This window comes from Saccharothrix sp. (assembly GCF_031180885.1).
Taxonomy (GTDB): domain Bacteria; phylum Actinomycetota; class Actinomycetes; order Mycobacteriales; family Pseudonocardiaceae; genus Actinosynnema.
Window position 1 is genome coordinate 237,001 of the sequence record NZ_JAPSLK010000005.1, and the last position, 18,789, is coordinate 255,789.

12 protein-coding genes and 4 pseudogenes are annotated in these 18,789 nt (G+C 67.4%); 9 read left to right on the forward strand and 7 right to left on the reverse strand.

Translation table 11 applies throughout. The features are described 5' to 3' along the window. Positions 1-725 precede the first annotated feature (725 nt). Together RIN75_RS10665 and RIN75_RS10670 are read right to left on the reverse strand one after the other, a co-directional pair. Positions 726-1,787: a three-Cys-motif partner protein TcmP gene (locus tag RIN75_RS10665; RefSeq protein WP_309111668.1), complete on the reverse strand. Its 1,062-nt coding sequence runs from the start codon at positions 1,785-1,787 to the stop codon at positions 726-728. Between the two features lie 572 nt (positions 1,788-2,359). Beyond that, on the reverse strand, positions 2,360-3,109 hold the full coding sequence (locus tag RIN75_RS10670) for a phage Gp37/Gp68 family protein (protein WP_309111669.1): 750 nt from the start codon (positions 3,107-3,109) through the stop codon (positions 2,360-2,362). A 93-nt stretch (positions 3,110-3,202) separates the two neighbouring features. Between RIN75_RS10670 and RIN75_RS10675 the strand changes: the two genes are divergently transcribed. From RIN75_RS10675 to RIN75_RS10685, 4 genes and pseudogenes are all read left to right on the forward strand, one after another. Next, positions 3,203-3,538 (forward strand): hypothetical protein, encoded by a 336-nt coding sequence (locus RIN75_RS10675; RefSeq protein WP_309111670.1) that lies wholly within the window; start codon positions 3,203-3,205, stop codon positions 3,536-3,538. 7 nt (positions 3,539-3,545) lie between these two features. Continuing rightward, positions 3,546-3,722, forward strand: a pseudogene (locus RIN75_RS44045) (glycoside hydrolase family 15 protein); the annotation flags it as partial. 134 nt (positions 3,723-3,856) lie between these two features. Further along, a complete protein-coding gene (locus RIN75_RS10680) occupies positions 3,857-4,963 on the forward strand; it encodes a hypothetical protein (protein WP_309111671.1) in 1,107 nt (368 codons plus the stop codon). A gap of 470 nt (positions 4,964-5,433) precedes the next feature. Next, the gene (locus tag RIN75_RS10685) at positions 5,434-6,867 is read left to right on the forward strand and encodes a hypothetical protein (RefSeq protein WP_309111672.1); all 1,434 of its coding nucleotides are present in this window, start codon (positions 5,434-5,436) and stop codon (positions 6,865-6,867) included. Positions 6,868-7,040: 173 nt separating this feature from the next. Here the strand turns inward: RIN75_RS10685 and RIN75_RS10690 are convergent, their stop codons facing one another. The 3 genes from RIN75_RS10690 to RIN75_RS10700 all read right to left on the reverse strand — a co-directional run bounded on the left by RIN75_RS10690 (position 7,041) and on the right by RIN75_RS10700 (position 10,704). Continuing rightward, positions 7,041-9,122: an NB-ARC domain-containing protein gene (locus tag RIN75_RS10690; RefSeq protein WP_309111673.1), complete on the reverse strand. Its 2,082-nt coding sequence runs from the start codon at positions 9,120-9,122 to the stop codon at positions 7,041-7,043. Between the two features lie 60 nt (positions 9,123-9,182). Then, positions 9,183-9,881: a hypothetical protein gene (locus RIN75_RS10695; RefSeq protein ID WP_309111674.1), complete on the reverse strand. Its 699-nt coding sequence runs from the start codon at positions 9,879-9,881 to the stop codon at positions 9,183-9,185. 442 nt (positions 9,882-10,323) lie between these two features. Then, complete coding sequence (locus RIN75_RS10700; protein ID WP_309111675.1) at positions 10,324-10,704, reverse strand: NACHT domain-containing protein; 381 nt, start codon at positions 10,702-10,704, stop codon at positions 10,324-10,326. Between the two features lie 58 nt (positions 10,705-10,762). Between RIN75_RS10700 and RIN75_RS10705 the strand changes: the two genes are divergently transcribed. The 3 genes and pseudogenes from RIN75_RS10705 to RIN75_RS44050 form a co-directional block, all read left to right on the forward strand. Then, positions 10,763-11,800, forward strand: a complete 1,038-nt coding sequence (locus RIN75_RS10705; protein WP_309111676.1) for a diguanylate cyclase — start codon at positions 10,763-10,765, stop codon at positions 11,798-11,800. A gap of 71 nt (positions 11,801-11,871) precedes the next feature. Next, positions 11,872-12,857: pseudogene (locus tag RIN75_RS10710) on the forward strand (IS5 family transposase). A gap of 537 nt (positions 12,858-13,394) precedes the next feature. Continuing rightward, positions 13,395-13,613 (forward strand): annotated as a pseudogene (locus tag RIN75_RS44050) (DddA-like double-stranded DNA deaminase toxin); the annotation flags it as partial. Positions 13,614-13,678: 65 nt separating this feature from the next. On the opposite strand, the gene RIN75_RS10715 reads toward RIN75_RS44050, so the two are convergent. Both RIN75_RS10715 and RIN75_RS10720 read right to left on the reverse strand, forming a co-directional pair. Further along, on the reverse strand, positions 13,679-13,891 hold the full coding sequence (locus tag RIN75_RS10715; protein ID WP_309111677.1) for a hypothetical protein: 213 nt from the start codon (positions 13,889-13,891) through the stop codon (positions 13,679-13,681). A gap of 101 nt (positions 13,892-13,992) precedes the next feature. Then, positions 13,993-14,961 (reverse strand): IS30 family transposase, encoded by a 969-nt coding sequence (locus RIN75_RS10720; RefSeq protein ID WP_309111678.1) that lies wholly within the window; start codon positions 14,959-14,961, stop codon positions 13,993-13,995. Positions 14,962-15,053: 92 nt separating this feature from the next. Between RIN75_RS10720 and RIN75_RS10725 the strand changes: the two are divergent. Both RIN75_RS10725 and RIN75_RS10730 read left to right on the forward strand, forming a co-directional pair. Further along, positions 15,054-15,206 (forward strand): annotated as a pseudogene (locus RIN75_RS10725) (Imm1 family immunity protein); the annotation flags it as partial. A gap of 1,178 nt (positions 15,207-16,384) precedes the next feature. Further along, on the forward strand, positions 16,385-18,352 hold the full coding sequence (locus RIN75_RS10730; protein WP_309111679.1) for an acyltransferase family protein: 1,968 nt from the start codon (positions 16,385-16,387) through the stop codon (positions 18,350-18,352). Positions 18,353-18,789: the final 437 nt, after the last annotated feature.

Sequence of the window (18,789 nt, forward strand, 5' to 3'; positions counted from 1 at the left end):
TCGCCATGGCAACTGGAGTTACGCAGCCGAGGCCCGCCGCCCCGCCGCAGCCCCGCCGTGGTGTCCGCACGCGTCGGTCCAGGCCGGTTGGACGCCATAACGGCAAGTCAGAGCCGTCTTGAGGCATTCGGCGCAGCATGGCGACGGTTCATGCGAACGGGTCACAGTTGGTGACGGTTGGGCAGGTTCACCCGTTCGGGACGACCCCATTTGGCGCTGGTCAAAGATCTGGAGCCACTCGCTCCTGTTTTCGCTCCTAAACAGCGTTCACCAAGATCGCAACGTTACCGTTTCGTGACCAATTCAAGATCAACCGCGCAACGTGAAAAAGCCCGCTGACCTGGGCTTTCACCCAGAGCCAGCGGGCTCCTTCAGACCGTCGGGACGACAGGATTTGAACCTGCGACCCCTTGACCCCCAGGGGTGCCCCGATCATGAACCGACCTGCGAAAACACCGAATCAGCAGGTGACGGCCGTGCCGTTGAGCGCGGTTCGATGCAGCTCGGTTCCGTTGCGGCTCAATGGATTCTCCCACTTTCCTCCCACACTTCCTCCCACCGCCCGCCCGTGGCGGCCGCGTGGAGGTCGCACACGTGTGCGTGAATCAAGTGACCCGGTCACAGCTGTCGATCAGCTGCACCACCGCGCTACTCCTCATCCCCGTGACGTTGAGCGACAGTTCGGTCGGCATCAACATCCCGACGGCAGTTGAATGACGTAACGATCAGCTGACCATCTTCCACACCCGGCCGCTGGGGCGGATGCGATGCACCGGATCGGAGCGGATGGTTCCCTTCTCCAATAGCGGTTGCAGCGCAGGGGTGACGTGCTGAGGCCGGTACACCGTCTCCCGCAGCGCGAAGTCCCTCAGCTCTTGTACCGCCACTCCGTCCTCACCGCCGCGTTCGATGACCGGTACGAGCAGCCTGGCGAGCGGGGCCAGCAACGGCTCGTTGACGTCGAACAGTGTCTCGTGCTGCTCGTCGCGTGGGTCCTGGAAGCCGACGCCCTGTACAGGGTCTACCTCCCACAGCGTGTCCTTCATCTTCTCCACGCCGCGGGGGTGGTTGGTACCGAAGACCAGGTACAAGGGCTCGCCGCGTCGGTCGATCAACTCGAAGTCCAGCAAGTGTTGAAACCCCGCGTCGCTCAGGGACCGCCGATAGCAGTCGAGCAGGTGCCGGCGCTTGGCCTCCCCGTCCGGGAGGTTCTTGACCTGGCGCCAGCGTTGGTCGCCCCCGAACACCCCGTCCGCGTCGGCTCCCAGTTGCTCGACGAAGCGTACGAAGTGCTGGGTTCCGAAGGTCACGATGACTTCGGTGGCCGGATTGCGCGCCAGGCGCCGCAGCAGCGGGTAGGGCACTGGTGCGTTGCCCCAGGAGTCCAGCACTGCCAGAATCGGCTGTCCCCAACAGTCACGCTCGGTCAGGTACTGCTCCAGGAGCTCGCCGCACTTGCCTTGGACCACGTCCATCCACATGCGGTCCCGCGGCCGGGGACGCTCGGGAAAGCGCTTGGTCAGCTGCTGCCGAAGCATCGTCACACAGCGCGGATCATCGTCGACGAATAGGAACTTCGCCAGCGACTTCGTGTTCGGGACCTTGCTGAGGTAGGCCTCCAGCGCGATAATCGGCGACCCCGGCTCGCCGCCGGCGTACACGCCGGGACCGGCGAATCCCTCCGCGTACGTGGCTGATGGGTAGGCGTTGGAGCCCCCGATCAGGATAGGGAACCACCGTTCGAGGTAACGCCGGTATATGTCGTGCTTGGCCAACGTGTGCTCCACGATGGGCCATGGCACACTCCTTTTGACCGGCATCGCAGGCTCCTCATGTCACGGGCGCTCCACATGCACCATAACCGTGATCGCAAGCAGGCCAGAAGGTTTCATGTTCAATCGAATAAGTCAGAGGTGTAGACAACTTCGCGCAATACTCCAAGCGGGTGACAGCTGGTTCGCCGAACGTGTATCAACCTCCGGCACTTGAGCGGACGGTCCTCAACCCCGACTCCTCCCCGACGTTGACGGATTCCCCGCTCGACCGGTAGAGCTTGTGGGGTTCAGCTTCGCGAACAGCATCTGGCGGCTGCCAGTAGTGGTCACACTGATGCCGATCAGAGGCAACGACCCCGCCGGAGCGATGAGCCACGTGAAGCGTATAGCTCTGCGCGCATGACTTGTCACGCACGGCAACCAGTTGCCAGATGCCGATCTCTTCTTCCCACGATGGGCCAACTCTCCGATGAAGGTGTGGCACCACCTCACCTCAAAGGGAAGAACAACAAGTTCGAGAACCAGGCCATCCGGCCAGTGTGAGGCGCCGCCTGTCCCACTCGCGGTAGAGGGTGACGGCGACGTCAACGGGCCGTGGCGAGCTGCGGCATCTCGTCCCAGGTCTGCCCGTCCAACTCGCGGCCACCGGCCTTCGGTGTGCGCCCGCCCCACTGCTTGTGAAAGAACGCGACGTCGGCTTTCTGGCAGGCGTCGCGGATCTGCCGCACCCAGGCCGAGTCCACTGGGCGGGCGTTCGGACCCGACTCGCCGCCGGTGATGACCCAGCCGATGCCGTCGAGGTTCAGTCCGGTCAACGGGCCCAGCAGTGGCTCGCAGGACAGAAACCGCACTGCGGCGGGCACGGCACGCAGGTCGTCGACACGGGTGAGCTGGTCGCCGTCCTCCACGCTCACCCCCATCCACACGTTGGCGGGCCAGTCGAGCTTGTCAGCCAGCTTGCGTAGTCGGGTCGAGCGCTTGGTGAGCACCTGGTAGGTGTGCTGGGGAGTGTCGGCCATGACCTCGAAGACACGGCGCACGAAGCCCAGAGGGACTTTGGCGTGGAACAGGTCGCTCATGGAGTTGACGAACACCACCCGCGGAGTACGCCACCGATACGGCTGGTCGAGGGTGTCCGGGTGCAGCGTGACCCCGAAGCCGGGACCCGACGTGCGCGGATCGCCGTCGTTCTGGTACTTCTCCGTCCCCATCGCCTTGAGCCGTTTGGACAGTGCCAACGCGTAGCAGTTGTCGCAACCCTTGGAGATCCGGTCACACCCCGTCGTCGGGTTCCAGGTGACCTCGGTCCACTCGATCGTCGAGCGACTGCCCATGACTGCCCCTTGCCTGCCCTCGGCACCGGCTCGAACACCGGTTCGACTCGAACTTACGAACAAGTCGTAACGTAAAACTCGTAAGATGACCATATGGCGTCACCGGATCGAGTTCTTCTACGGGACCGGTCGCAGGCCGCGTTCGGCCAGCGCTACCGCCTGGAAGTCATGCTCGCGGTCGCCGCAGCCGACGACGGCTTCGTCTCCCTCAGCACCTTGGCCGGGCAGCTGGGCATCACCATCAGCAACCTGCAGGGCCCCATAAGATCTCTGGTCTCGCTCGGGCTACTCACACCAGTAGCGCACGGGGACTCGCGTCACCGCTTCTACCTGCGCAACCCCAGCGCCGCATGGGCATGGGCCGAGGAGCTCCGGGACCAGGCCCTCCTCCAGGCCGAGACGGCGAGCCCCGCTGGCGACGCAGCATAAGCCCAAGGCCATGCTGAAGCTGCCGCTGGTCGAGTCGGACCTGGTGCTGCGGTCGGCGTTGACGTTGAAGGGCCTGGTGCACCACGACACCGGCGCGATCATGGCCGCCGCCACCACCTCGCTGCCCGAGGAGCGGGGCGGCATCCGTGACCGGGACCACCAGCGCTGTTGGCTGCGCGACGCCAATTTCGTCACCTCCTATCGCAGACCAGAGCTCGACCACTGCGATCGAATACGCCTATACATGGCATTCCAGTCGGACAGCCTGTCATCAGGCGGTTCAGGTCGAGGACACCGACAGGCCGATACCATCGGGCGATGCCCGAGCAGATCTTGGAGCCTGATGGGACCCTGTGGAAGCCGGAGCCGTGGGCGACGGCATCCGCCGAGGAGTTCTCCGCAGCGCGAGCTCTCATCATCAGCCTAAATGAGGAGCGGCGATGGAATCCCTGGGTTGCGGAGGACCGTGCCGATGACCTGGCTGCTGCCGACGCGGTTTTCGACCAGTGGACGAGAGCGGAGCCTGACTTCCGGCCGTTGTCGAATGAGGGGATCGACGAGCGTCTGAAAGCCCAGGACGCCTGGATCGCGGCACGAGTCGCGCGCCGGGAAGCGGAGCGGCTCGCCCGTGTAGCGCACTTCGACGGGGACCGGGCCGCCGCGCGGCTTCGACTGCTGGAACGTGAAGCTCAACTGGAGCATGCTCTGGACGGCAGAGCGGCTCTTGCAAGCGGTGAGCGTGCACCTGCCATGGACCCGAGCAGGCGGGCTGCCGAGATCGAAGAACTCGACACTCGCATCGATCAGATGCGGACGGATGTGGATCGGCTTCGCGTCCTGGTCGGCGATCGGGAGAGCGTGGTGGACGAACACGGCCGCCTGCCCGCCGACCGACGCGCCATCACGCACATGTACTTCCGCATCCGGCGAGAGCGGGAGGTGCGGCAACTCCGGGCTTCGGTTAGCGACATCAAGCAACGCCTGACATCCAAAGGTCTCGACAAGAGCGATCGTGCCAGTCTGCGCCGGAAGCTCGCTTCCGACAGGCGCCAGCTCACCCAGCTCGCTGCGATGCCGCCCCTGACCGAAGCGAACATGTGCTCGGAGTGCGTCAGCCCGTCGAGTTGGCACGGCTACACCAAGTGGGGAGGAGACTTCAGGGACATCGCCCCGTGTCCGGCATGGCCGGACTGGGCTGCGTGTCTGCAGAAAGTCCGCGCCATGCTGGCTGTTCCTGCAGCCAAGGAGACCGTCCCCGCCACTCCGCGGCCTCAGCCTCTGGCAGTGATTCCGTCAGGGCTGCCAATCGCGCAGGTCCTTCAGCGTCTGAAGGACCTCCAGGTCGAGCATCCCGACGCGGAGGTTCGTCGCGGCGCGAGGAACAAGTGGGAGATCTGGCCCGCCACCCAACAGGGTGGGAAGTAGTGACCTGATCCAGGGCCCCGCGGCGTCGCCAGGGCATGCCTCCATCCTGCGCGGCTCAGCCGGCGACCATGCAGCTTGCGCGCACCCGGTTATGAGGGCTGCTCACCATCCTTGGCTGTCGGACGCTGCTGGCAGTCCTGCGACAGCTGCACCACGATCTCCAACAGATCCGTGCGGTCTGCGGCGTCAATTCCGGCAATGCCGCGGGCAGTGTCGCCCTGATCGGCCGACGATCAAGGCCGCTGTTCGGTGCCCGAGGTTCGCTTGTGACGTCACGATATGCCGGGTTCGTTCCGTCTCGGACACGGCTCCACTGTCCATCCCGCGGAGGTGACAGTGGGTGCCGAACCCCCGATCAGGTGACTCCAGTGGGACGGCAAGCCGCCGAGACACGCGGTGTACACCGGCGGACGGGGTGCGGCCCGCCGGATCGGGTCTTCCATGATGGTGCTGTGCTGTAGAACTGTCCGATGGCGCGAGCGGATAAGCCGCTGAACCCGCATCAGGTCGAGGTCCTGGGTTGGGTCGCGGACGGGTGTCCCGACGGCGTGTGGCCGGGGCAGCAGCACAAGGTCTCGGCCAGGGCGCTGCAGGCGCGCCGTCTATTGTCGATCAACCGGCTGGACGGTAGGTGGCGTGCGACCCTGACCCCCGCTGGCCGCTACTACCTCGACCACGGCTCGTACCCGTCACCAGGCGCGCCTCTTCCCGCCCCAGTGGTGAAACCGCGAGCACGTGTCACCGCCAGCGCGACGTCCGCGCCGGCGTCGATGAAGAAGACCGCGGCGACCGGCAAGGCCGCAGTCCCGACACCGACGCCCGGTCAGTCGGTGGCGGACGAACTCGTCGCCGCCGTCCTCGCCGCCGGCGGCACGCTCGCCGTCGACATCCGCAATGAGGGCGACGACCGCAGCTTCACCGCGAAGGTCAACGCCATCCGGCGCGGCCACCGACTCCCCGCAGGCAAGCAACTCCTCGTCCGCTCCAACCGGTGGGAACGCAGGGTTCTGTCGATCGTCGATCTGCCGGACTGGATGGCACCGCCCGTCGCGCCGGTCCAGATCCCCGAGCGGCTGAGGAACCCGCACCCTGCCATCGCGGCCCTCCGCGACTCCGGGCAGGCATTGCCCGTGGTCGGGCCGGCCCGTGCCCGCGCGTTGCGACTACTGCACGCGCTGACCGCCGCGGCGCAGGAACGCGGCCACAAGGTCGCGGCGGTCACCAACGACGGCTACCGGCGCCGCGACGACGTCCACCAGCTCGTCTTCCACATCCATGGCCACCAGGTGCGGTTGCGGATCACCCAACTCAACGACCGCGCCGACCACGTCCCGACCGCCAAGGAACTCGTCGACAAGCAACGCTGGCCCAACACCAGCTACATCCCCAAATACGACTACACGCCCAGCCAACGACTACGCATCGAGATCCCCGGTCGGCACGAGTACCACCGCTCCACCTGGTCCGACGGCACCCGTATCCACCTCGACGACCACCTGCCCGAAGTCCTGCGCGAACTCGAGCACCGCGCCGACGGCGCCCACCGAGCCGAGCAGGAAGAACAGGAACGCCGCCACCGGCAGGAGATCCAACGACAACAACGCCTCGCACGCGCCAAGGTCATGCTCGTCGAGAGCCACCGCGCCGACACGCTGCACAAACAGCTCGACGCCTGGACCCGCGCCCGCCAACTCGATGTCTACCTCGACGCCATGCAAGCCCGCATCGACACCCTCGACGACCCCGACCAAGCCGTGGCCGCACGCGAATGGCTGCACTGGGCCCGTGACCACGCCCACCGCACCGACCCGCTCAACCACCCCATCGCCATGCCGCCCGACCCCGAACCCACCCTCCAAGCGCTCGCACCCTTCCTGCCCCGCACAGACCACTACCTGCGTTGAAGCCCTTCGCAGGGGTCGAGCGGTACCTCCAACGAGATCAACACAAATTTAGCTTGCATAAAAGCTTTTTAGTCTACACTGAAGTCATAATGTTGATCGTGCCACTATCTGCTGCACCACCGACTTGATTGATTTCCGTCACCGCAGACGAAGATGCGGGCCGACCGTGTCGATCAGGTCCGGCCCAGTGGGCGCCAACGCGCGATGTTGTCGGGGATGCACAGGGTGTGGGAGTGGTCGGGCCCCAGGATCCTGGTGCAGTCTGACAGAAGGACTTCGAACTCCTCCAGCGCGCGTGCCGGGTGTCCGGCGTGCCCTCGCCAATGGGCGAGGTTGTGGCGCGTGGACAGGGTCTCAGGGTGGTCGGGACCCAGGAGTCGCAGGTAGTCGGGCAGGAGAGCGTTCAACTCCGTGACCGCGCGTTTCGGGTCGCCGGCCTCTCCTTGCCAGCGGGCGAGGTTGTTGCGGGCGGTCAGGGTGTGGGGGTGGTCGGGCCCTGAGATCCGCAGACGGTCGGCGAGCAGCATCGTGAACTCCTCCACGGCCCCCGCAGGGCCTGATGCTTCGCTCGAACTCGGCCACAGAAATCCACGGTTGTGGCTGATGGTGAGGGGGTGGCGGGGGCCCAGGACGCGCAGGCGGTCGGCGAGGGACGTCCTGAACTCCGGGCCGCTTTGCCGGTCGATGGCCTCGCACCGCCAGAAGGTGAGGTTGTGGCGGGCGGTCAGGGTGTCGGGGTGGTCGGGGCCTAGGCGTGTGTGGGCCTGCTGGTGCAGCGTGCGCCAGTGGTCGAGCGCGGTGCCGACCTGGTTGGTGTCGTTGAGCGACTTACCCACACGATCCAGCAACACGTGGGGTCCCGGGGTCCAGAGGGCCGAATCGGCGTGGCTCCGCAGGGTGTCGGCACAGGAACGCAGGGCCACGCCCAGATCGGTGCTGGAACCCAATCCCCTGGTCCAGCGAATGTGGGTGCTGTCGATCTCGGGCCACGTCGCGCAGAGGGCGTCGGCGGTGGTGCGGGCCAGGTCGTGCAGCGCGTCGGCGGGGATGCTGTCGCGGACGGCGCGTTGGACCAGGGCGTGCACGGCCACCGTTCGTGCCTGCTGTGCCGCGTCGAGGGTGAGCAGCGTGAGGCGGTGCAAGCGGGTCAGCCCGTCACGGACGTCGTCGGTGCGCACCTCGCGGCTTGCGCGGATGGTGAGGTGGTCCAGGACGGGTCGGCTGGTGAAGACCGCCAACGGGGTGCCGTTGGGGTCGAGCAGGCTGGCGATCTCCAGCAGCAGCCGGGCCAGTCCCGCGCCTGCGGGTCGTGCGGGGTCGTCGGGCCGGTCGGCGCGTTCGATGGACAGCGACCAGGTCGCCGCCACCGTCATCTGGTGCTCGGGCAGGCTGCCCTCGGGTGGGGTCAGCTCGGCCAGGGTGCGGTGCCGGTCGGTCAGCATCGCCTGGTAGTCGGCGACGGTGAGCAGGGGCTGGTCGGCGATGAACGCCGCGGCCTGTCCCAGCGCCAGCGGCAGCCGTCCGAACTGCTCGGCCAGGGTGCGCAGCTGCGCGTGGCCGACGCCCTCGTGCCCTCCCAGCGCCCCGGTGAAGTAATCGAGTGCCTCCTCCTCGGTGAACACTCCCAACTCAATCACCCGGTGCGCGCCACGCGTCAGCGCCGAGCCGCGCAGCCTGCTGGTCATGATCACCTGCCCGCCAGCGCCCACGGATGGTTCCAGTCCTCGTACGTCGGCGGGGTCCTGCACGTCGTCGAGTACGACCAGCCATCGTCGCGACGTGGCGGCTAACCACGCCCGGAACGTCTCCGCGACCTCTTCGGGCGAGAGGTTCGCGATCGGCGGATCGCGATCGACCAACACCTGCGCCGCGGCTTGGGCGTAGGCGGTGAGCACGGCGTCACGAGACAACGCCGAGACCCACACCGCCACGTCCACGCCCTCGTCCGACCACACCGACCACGCGTGCCGGGCGGCCAGCTGGGACTTGCCCACCCCACCCAAACCCGACACCACCACACCCGTGCCCCGCACGGCCCCCACGACAACCGCGGTCCGCCCCGAGGCCAACGCCTCCGTCAGCAGCCCGTGGGCCTGCCGCTCCTGGTAGTGGTTCGCCAGCACCGGTGGAACACCGACCCTCACCGGCCACGCCACCCGCCGCGCGGCCCGCCCGACCGTGACCGTCGCGTCGCCACCGGCCTGCACCACTACCCCGGCAGTCGACGCGACCGCACGCTGGTCGAGCTCGGACACGCCACCGCCTTCCCCGGCCGTCACGTCCGCCACATTCACCGTCCCGGTCCCGCCAACCGATCAACCAGCACACACCATCAGACCCACAGCGCGCCGACACACCGCAGAAATGCGGCCGACGAAGCCGGTAGACCGCCGGCAATCCCCACCTCGACCTGCTCGAACATCCGCTTCACCGGGAAGCGGACGCTCCGCAACTCCCAGGGAAGGGAACCGGTCTTCCGGGGTGAACGGGATGAGATCGGGGCGGCCTTGGAGCAGGCACGTCACGGTCCACCCGGTCTCGCGGTCCGGAGGTCCGGTGTGCTCGAGGCTGAGCGCGGTCGCGAGGGTCGTGGTGTGAAGGAGGGCTGTTGCCTCGACCAGGGCGGCGTAGGTCTCGGTCGCCGAGCGTGCCCGGCGCTGGGCCGTGAGCAGCAGCGCTCCGAGAACCACGCCGGTCAGCACTGCGCGCAGGATCGTGTCGACGAGCGACGCGTCGGCGACCACGCCGACCGCGGCACCGACGACGAGGCCCAGCACCGCCCCGAGCACCATGAGCAGCAGGCTCAGAGGTCCGCCGAAAGACGCCAGTTGCCTGATGTCTTGCACCAGCGTGGCGCGCCGGTCGCCGCGGACCGCATGTCCGACCGAGGGCTCTTCGCCGAGCAGCGCCAGAGGTACACCGAAGACGATCCCGGAGACGATCCCCGACGCGAGGCCCGTGGCGAGGTCGAAGAACAGGCCGGTCAGCAGCCCGATCGAGGCCCCCGCGAACACCCCCGGGCACGGCTGTCAACACCGCGACCAACCGCTCGCGCGGCGGCGACAACCAGGACAGGTCGGCCGTCTCCACGAAGAAGAACGTCTCCAGTTCACGGCCCACTGCCCGCGCGATGAACGCCAGCCAGCGCACCGCCTCGGAGGGTTTGTACCGCTGTCCCGGACGCTTGCGTCGGACGGCCCGGTCGACGTAGGCGGCGATGAGGCGGCTCTGCCGGTGCCGCAACGTGCCGTCCGAGCCGACATCCTCGGCGGGCAGTCCCTGATAGGCCCGGACGGCCACGTTGAGCAGAAACGGCGTCTGCAACAATTCCCAGAGGGAGGGCTCGGCGCGCAGTGCCTCGCGCAGACCGGTCACGGGTTCACCGAGCCGGTCCGGGTAGTCCTCGGTCTGTGCGCGAGTCAAGGGCTGGATGAACAGCGCCGCGCCGAGGGACAGTCACAGATCCAGTGCTTCGTAGTCGGCGGCGCGGCTGGAGACGACCAACGGCAGCAGTCGGTGGGTGGCGTGGAAGGCGTCGATCGCTCGGGCGCAGGCGGGCCGCCTGCCCAGGGCGACCTCGTCTAGCCCGTCGAGCAGCGGCAGCACCCGTTCATCGGTGACCCACTGTTCGGCGAGGTCGCGCGGCAGCCCGTAGAGCGGGCCGCAGAGCTCGTCCACGAACCATTCCTCCAACCGTCGGTCGCGGTCCGAGGCCCACGACGACAGCGGGAAAACCACCGGAATCGGGTAGGTGCGGTCGTGTGCGGCGTTGTCCAGCAGGTCTTCCAGGAGGGTGAGCAGCATGGTGGTCTTGCCCGCGCCGGGTGAGCCGAGCACCAGCAGCCCGCAGTGTCGCTTGTGCGGCCAGCCCCAGGGGAGCTGGGGCAGGGACCGGTTGACCGGCCTGCTCGACCGGTGGGGCTGGGATGCCCACACTCCGCACGCCCTCGACGAAGCCCGGCGTCGTCACCGGCCAGTCGGCGTACTCGCTCTGGACCTCGACCGCTTCAAGTCCGTCAACGACGAGTACGGCCACGCGGCCGGCGACGCCGTGCTGTCCGCGACCGCCCAGGTGCTCAGGACGGCCGTGCGGGACTCCGATCTGGTGGCCCGCCTCGGCGGCGACGAGTTCGTCGTCCTGTTGCCCGGTGCCGACACCGAACAAGTGTTCACGGTGGCGCGACGCATCAGCGCCCGCATTGCTGCGATCGCCCTCGACGCCACCGTCACCGCCGACTCCACCGTCACCGTCCGCGGGCTCACCGCCTCGATCGGCGCCGCCGTACACACGGCTACAGCCGACAGCTTCGGTATCGAGACGCTGCTGCTGGACGCCGACACCGCCCTGCGTCACGCCAAGAGAGCGGGGCGCAACACCATCCGCATCGGCCCGCAGGCAGTAGACATCGACCTCGACCGATCCGACGACCTCGGCGAGATGCCCCCATCGTTTCGGCGTGACGTACCCGCCCAGCGGCCCTCCTCGCCGCGACCGACGACCGACACCGCCATCCACATCGGGGAACCGGCCTACTGGCACGGCCTTTACGAGGTGGTCCAACTACTCAAAGGCGAATGGGTGCCCGCCATCCTCGCCACACTGGCCGACGGACCTCGGCACTTCACCGAGATCCTGTCCACCATCCACAGCACCACCATCGGACAGCCCGACCCCGACCGGTGGCTGCACGACAGCATCCTCGGCCGAACCCTGCGCCGCATGGAGGACAAGAACCTGGTCACCCGACACGAGCAACCGGCACGGTTCCCCAAGTCGACCGTCTACGAACTGACCCCCTTGGCCACAGCACTGCTCACCACCCTCGCCCCGGCCGTGCAATGGGTCACCACCCGCACCGACCAAGAGGACCACCCCGTACACCCGACGCGGCCCTGCTGCGCCGACCGGGCACCACTCCGATCGGCCGTCTAGGGCGTGTCTGGAGTTGTGATCGAGGTATGGGGGTGTTCTCGGCGCTGGTCGTTGGCTGATAGAAGGTTGGCGTGACGCGCACGGAACTCACCGACGGAGAGTGGGAGTTGATCGAGCCGTTCCTGCCGATCGGCAGGTTCGGCCCGTACCCGCAGCGGCTGCGGCAGCAGTTCGAGGGTGTGCTGTGGAGGTTCCGTTCGGGTGGTCGGTGGCGGGAGATGCCCTCGGAATTCGGGTCATGGCAGACGGTCTACGACCGTTTCCGCCTGTGGCGTGACGCGGGTGTCTTCCAGGCGCTGATGGAAGGGATGATCTCCGAGGCCGCCGGGCGTGGACAGGTCGACCTGTCGCTGGTCGGCGTGGACTCCACGGTCGCCCGCGCGCACCAGGACGCGGCGGGCATGCGCCTGGGCGAGCAGGTCCTGACCTGCCTGGAGAAGGCGGCCGAGGAGTCAAAAGGGGCAGCACGACGGGGCGGGAGCCGCCCGTCGTCGAGGAGCACGGGGCGCCGGACCCGGACCGGGAACGTCGGCGACGACGCCGGGCACGGTTGACCGCGGCGCTGCTCGGCCGCTCACGCGGCGGTCTGACCAGCAAGGTCCACCTCGCCTCCGACCCGCGCTGCCGACCGCTGACCTTCGTCCTGACCGAGGGACAGGCCGCGGACAGTCCCCGGTTCGTCCCGGTCCTGGACGCGATCAAGGTCCGCGGACCGGTCGGCCGTCCGCGCACCCGGCCCGACGCGGTCGCCGCCGACAAGGCCTACTCCAGTCGCGCCAACCGCGCCCATCTGCGTCGACGCGGCATCAAGGCGGTCATCCCGGTGAAGGCCGACCAGGCCGCCAACCGGAAGAACAAGGGCCGCCACGGCGGACGGCCCCACTCCCACGACGCCGAGCTCTACAAAGGACGCAACACGGTCGAACGCTGCATCAACAAGATCAAGGCATGGCGAGGGCTCGCCACCCGCTACGACAAGAAACCGGAAAGCTACCTCGCCGGCCTGCATCTGCGTGGTGCCGTGATCTGGATGCGCAGCCTCCAACCCACATCATGATCACAACTCCAGACACGCCCTAGGGGACTTCGCGGCTACCCGACCTGTCCCCAGCCGACCAGTTCCGGGCCGCTGTCGCCCTGTCCCAGGCAGGGCAGCTCGCTGACGAGGCAGCGGAGCTGCTGACCGAGGTCATGCAGGGCTCGGGCTACCTTGAGGAGGAGTTCAACCAGGCGGTTCAGGCGTGGTCGGAGGCCACCAAGAGGGTCGCGGAACTGTCTGAAATCGTCACTGCTGGGCACCAAGGGGTCGAGATGTACCGCAGGACTCTTCAGAGTGATGCCCTCGCGCTACCGCCGGCACTTCCCGGCCCCTCAACCCCTCGACCAACTGCCGCGGTATCGACCGCATCGGCACCTGCACATCCGGAGTCAACGTGGGCCGACCGACAGAGGAACAGCTCCCGACCTACGTCACCAGCGGGTTCTACCGCGATCAGGACGGCAACTCCGACGTGGTCCAAAGCGGTCAGGATGCGCAGGGCGAGCATCAGGCGATCGCTGAACACCTACGGGCCGAGGGTTCCCACCGACCGGGCCGCGCAGGGTCACAACCGGCGAGCACGTGGAGGGCAAAGTGGCATGGCGGCTCCGCAACAGCGTCGACACTCACGTTGACCTGGTCATCAACTTCCCGATGTGCGCTGGTCCCTACTCCTGCAAGAACCTCGTACCCTTCATCCTGGAACCGGGACAGTCCATGACGGTGCACGATCCACGGAAGACCCGCACGTTCCACGGGAGGAGCACAAGGTGAAGCACGCACTCGACTTCTGGTACCTCGCCGACACGAATGACGCGGACGACCCCGTCACCGTGGAGTCAGACTCTGATCTTGAACGTGTCCTCGGCGAGGTGCTCGAACACAAGCAGTTCCACCCGACGGTGGTCTGCGTGAAGGACCGTCCCACTCTCGGTGGTCCCTTGAATCTGCCGGACCATCAGCTCAAGTTCGACATCGACGTGCCCCGACGCATCGCGGCGATCCACACGATGGGACCGCCCAGCTTCCTGCCAGCTGACCATCGGGTCCATGTGCACTCCGAAGGGCACGGCGCCGCTGAAGGAACGCCCGAAAGCATGATGCGAGCCTGGGTAACGAAAAGCTCGTACGCACGGGCCACGACGGGGCGAGTTCAGGCGGTGGAAGCATCCGCTTCGAGGAGTTCGGTGAATACCTCGCTGGGTTTTCTCCAGTCGTGGATCTTACGGGGTCGGTCGTTGATCTCGGCGGCGATGGCGGCGAGGTAACGCGGGTCGGACGGGATGTCGACGCCCTTGGGCAGAAACTCCCGGACGATGCGGTTGAGGTTCTCGTTGCTGCCGCGTTCCCACGGTGAGTGCGGGTGTGCGAAGAACACTGGCAGCCCGGTGGCGGTCACCTGCTTGTGCAGGGCCATCTCGGAGCCGCAGTCCCAGGTCAGGGAGCGTTTGACCGATGCCGGGAGGTCGCCGACAGCGGCGATGATCGCGTCGGTGACGGTGAGCGAGTCGCGTCCGCGCAGCGGGACCAGGAGCAGGAAGCGGCTGGTGCGCTCGACCAGCGTGGCCACCGCGCTGCGGCCGCCCCTGCCGATGACCAGGTCCCCCTCCCAGTGTCCCGCGACCGCCCGGCCTTCGGCTTCGGCGGGGCGTTCGTCGAGGTAGCGGGGTTCACGGATGCGTGGCGCGGGTGCCGGGCGCGGTCCCCGACGACCGGTGCGGCCGGTCCGCAGCGCGATCAGCTCCCGGTTCAGCGTGGCGACAGGTTGGGCGTAGACCCACTGGTAGACGGCCTCGTGGCTCACCCGCACAGCGTCCCCGCCGTCGTGGTCGCGTGCCAACCGGCCCGCGATCGACGCCGGTGACCGGCCCGCCCGTAGCAGTCCGACCACCCGCGATCTCAGAACCGGGTTCCGGTCCACCGCGAGTGGCTTCGGCCTCGACCGGGCCCTCCCCGCGGCCCCGTCGGCGGTGACCGCCCGATAGCCGTCCCTGCCGCCGTGACGGTTCACCTCGCGGGACACGATCGAGGCATCACGCCCGATCCGGGCAGCGATCTCCTTGTACCGCAACGACTCGGCCACCCCACGGGAGATCTCCTCCCGATCGGCCAAGGTCAACATCCGACGCACGGTGGGCAATCCTTCCCCACCGAACCCCACGATCAGATGCTACGACCGTCTGAACCTGCCCGGTTCACCCGGCAGACGATCACGAGGTCGATCTATTCGTGGACTTTGACACCCGTACGCGGTTCCCGGCTGATGCTGCCATCTCGTGGGAGAAGCTACGCGAGGCGCTGGAGGAGTTGACAGAAACGGGCCTGCGCCCGACGTGTGTGGACTGGCAGAAGTCGGACGTCTTCTGACCTTCGACCTACGAATCTTCACCGTTGCGCCGTATGGACGCCGAGTATGCCAACTGGGCACGAAGGGCAGTGTGCGGAACGTACGCCGTCAGCCCGTTTCACAGTCATGCCCCAGGTGGTGGCACGACCTCCTTGTTGGCATTCACGTCATCGCCCTTGAGTTTGGCGGTGCCCAGTTTCAAAAATGCCGTATCGGCAAGTTTCTGCTGAAGATCGGTAGTTGTCAAGTCAACTGAGACAGGTTGTGTCTACGGGGCCGGTTGACGTTGCTCGGCAGGCTGGTTGATCCAGGCCACGTCGGGCAGTGCGGGTGGACGGGACGGCGTGCAAAACGCTCCGGATGCCGGGCGTAGGCTCGGTTGAGAGTGGCCTGGCGTTGGTCGCGGATCTGTTCGGCGGTTCCGAAGTGGACGGACGCGAGGGTGTGCATCCCGATGCCGGAATTACGGTGCCCATGGTTGTAGGCAAGGCAGAAGCCTTCGCAGAAGGCGCGTGCGTCCTGCAACGACCCTGAAGTACATGCCCTACGCTGTCCGGTAGGTGTGCCGGGAAGTCTGGTCGGCCATGTCGGTCCAAGCCGTCCAGAAGCTGGAGCATCACATGGGACACACCGTTGCCGCGTCTCACGGGCGAAGGTCAGGCTCCGGCTCGTCTGACGACCGTGTTCCTCGGTCGGCAACTGAGGGCGTGATCACCGGTGCGGTTCGTGTCCTGGCGTGGGTCGTCGTCGCTGTCCATATTGTCTGCGCGCTGGTGAACGTCATCTTGGCGGCCGTGTGGTCGAGTCGAGTGCTCGCATTCGCGGCGATGGGCTCCTTGTTCATCGCACTCGCGGTGTTTGCGCACCTTCGTGAGGGCGGGAGCGAGGACGCCGTGTCGGATGGGACGGGCTCGTAAGGTAACCTTGCCGCTGAGCGCGGCGGGCGTCACAGTGTTCCGATCGTTAGGACGGGACCGGCGTCACGTTGACACGGGGCGGGTGACCTCGGGTACGGTTCGTCACGCAATGTCACTCCGGGTAGTGGCAGTGCAAGGTGTGCCGGGAAGTCTGGTCGGCGTCGTGGCCCGATCCTGTCCCGGAGTTGATCTTGTTGTCCTCGTCGCTCGTTCGTGCGGGCTCTTCCGCCGTCCAGGTTTCGTCTTCGGCAGAAGGCCAAGACCGCCGATACCGTCCGGAGTTGCAGGGGCTGCGTGCGGTCGCGGTCGCGCTCGTGGTCGTGTACCACGTGTGGCTCGGCAGGGTCTCCGGCGGAGTGGACGTGTTCTTCCTGCTCTCGGGTTTCCTGGTCACCGGACAGCTAGTGCGTGCCGCGGTTCGCGGCCGGGTCGAGTTCGTCCCGCTGTGGGGACGGATGATCAGGCGGTTGTTCCCCGCCGCGTTGACCGTGCTGGTCGTGCTCATCGCGGTGTGCATGCTGGTGCTGCCGGAGAACCGCTGGTTCCAGACCGTTCGGGAAGTCGTCGCCGCCGCGCTCTACCTGGAGAACTGGCAGCTGGTGTCCGACGCGGCGGACTACTTCAACCAGCCCAACGAGGCGAGTGTCGTCCAGCACTTCTGGTCGCTGTCCATCCAGGGGCAGTTCTACCTCGTGTGGCCGATCCTGGCCGTGGTCGTGGTGTGGATCGGCCGCCGGATCGGGTGGGGCGTCAGGCGATCGGTGGCGGGTCTGTCGGCGGCTGTGTTCGTGGGGTCGTTGGCGTTCTCCGTGGTGCTCACCGCGGCGAACCAGCCGTTGGCGTACTTCCACTCGTTGACCAGGGCGTGGGAGTTCGCGCTGGGTGGCCTGCTCGCCCTGGCGGTCGACGCCGTGGTGCTGCCCCGGCGACTGCGGGTCGTGCTGGGCTGGCTCGGGCTCGTGGGCCTGGTGGCGTGCGGGCTGGTTCTCCAGGTGGGCACGGTGTTCCCGGGATACCTGGCGCTATGGCCGACGCTGTGCGCCGCCGCCATCATCGCGGCGGGCACCACCGGCAGCCGTGTCGGGGCCGACCGGCTGCTGGCCGCACGCCCCCTGCGCTACCTGGGGGACCTGAGCTACTCGTTGTACCTGTGGCACTGGCCGGTGCTCGTGCTCTACCTGGTCGTGCGCGGCAGGGAAGAGGTCGGTATCGCCGGTGGCCTGTTCGTCATCGCGCTATCCGTGCTGCTGTCGGTGGCGACCTACCACGGGGTGGAGGCGCCCGTCCGCCGCTCCGGCATCGGGGTGGCCAGGCCGTGGGGCGCCTACCGGTTCGGTGTCGCCCTGCTGGTGCCGGTGCTGGTCGCGGCCGGGGGCTGGCAGGTCGTCAGCGACCGCAAGGCGGCCTCCTACGAACTGCTGGTCGACGACCCGGACCACCCGGGAGCGCTCGCCCGCACGCCGGACTTCGAGTACTGGGGCTCGGAGGACGCGACGATCGTCCCGCCGATGGTGTCGCTGCCGGACGACTTCGCCCCGCACCCGGACAGCGTGTGCCGTGCCTCGACGCGCAACCGGGAGCTGGAGGCGTGCACGGGACCGAGTTCGGACACCCCGACCAAGCGGATCGTCGTGGTCGGCGATTCCCACATGCAGCAGTACTTGGCACCCCTCACGCAGCTCGCCGAGCACCACGACTGGCAGATCGTCTCGATGCTCAAGGGAGCCTGCCCGTTCTCCGTGGACGCCGACGCGATGCCCGGCGACGCGGCATGTATCAAGTGGAACGCCGACGCGGCGGCAGAGATCATCTCGCTCAATCCCGATCTCGTGCTGGCCAACGGAACCCGCGACGTCCGGGCCGGCCTGACCGAGGACACCCCCGCCGGCTTCGTCGCCCAGTGGCGCAAGCTCGAATCCGCAGGCATCCGGGTCGTGGCCGTGCGCGACAACCCGCGCTTCGGCTTCGGGCCCTCGGCCTGCCTGGTCTCCCACGGCATGGACCCCGCGTCGTGCAGCACGCCCCGCGCCGAGGTGCTGCCGGAGGAGCCGCCGTACCAGCGGATCCCGGACCTGCCGTCGAACGTGGCGTTCGCGGACTTCAGCGACTACTTCTGCGAACCCGAGCTGTGCCCGCCGGTCATCGGCAACGTGCACGTCTACCTCGACGACAACCACGTCAGCGCCACCTTCATGGCCACGATGGCGCCGATCGTGGAAGCCGAACTGCTCGCCCTGTTCGGCGAGTAGTTCGGTCAGGCCGGTGCGGTGGCCCGACTCTTCGTGAGGCCCCGCTCTCGCCGTCCTGCTCATTCGTGATCGGTGCAGGGCACCGCGCTCGATGCTTCGGTCTGAACCTCCGCATCCGGACTCGCGTCAGGGGCGTGGCGAAAGCAGGCATGAGGCGGCGGACGACGTCGGCGCAGGACAACACGCCGTACTTGCCGGTCATCGGCGAGCTGGGTAGTCGTTCGTCGGCCTTCTCTGCTCCTTTGTCGACCGCTGGTTGGGGTCAACATGAGAAGAACGCCGACGAGCGAGTGGCACCGAGCCGCAAACCGACGGGGAGGAGGTGATCTGCGCTGGGCGCTGTGGCTCATGCCGGGCCGTGCTGATGGGAACGCCGAGTCCGAGTCACGATGACCATGACGCGGTAGTATCCGGCATTGGCGGCCTGATCTCGATCG

Bases quoted from the DNA above. Each gene is read 5' to 3' on its own strand.
- RIN75_RS10720 (WP_309111678.1), bottom strand. From the start codon at position 14,961: ATGTTGACCTTGGCCGATCGGGAGGAGATCTCCCGTGGGGTGGCCGAG.
- RIN75_RS10685 (WP_309111672.1), top strand. From the start codon at position 5,434: ATGGCGCGAGCGGATAAGCCGCTGAACCCGCATCAGGTCGAGGTCCTG.
- RIN75_RS10675 (WP_309111670.1), top strand. From the start codon at position 3,203: ATGGCGTCACCGGATCGAGTTCTTCTACGGGACCGGTCGCAGGCCGCG.
- RIN75_RS10670 (WP_309111669.1), bottom strand. From the start codon at position 3,109: ATGGGCAGTCGCTCGACGATCGAGTGGACCGAGGTCACCTGGAACCCG.
- RIN75_RS10715 (WP_309111677.1), bottom strand. From the start codon at position 13,891: ATGGACCCGATGGTCAGCTGGCAGGAAGCTGGGCGGTCCCATCGTGTG.
- RIN75_RS10680 (WP_309111671.1), top strand. From the start codon at position 3,857: ATGCCCGAGCAGATCTTGGAGCCTGATGGGACCCTGTGGAAGCCGGAG.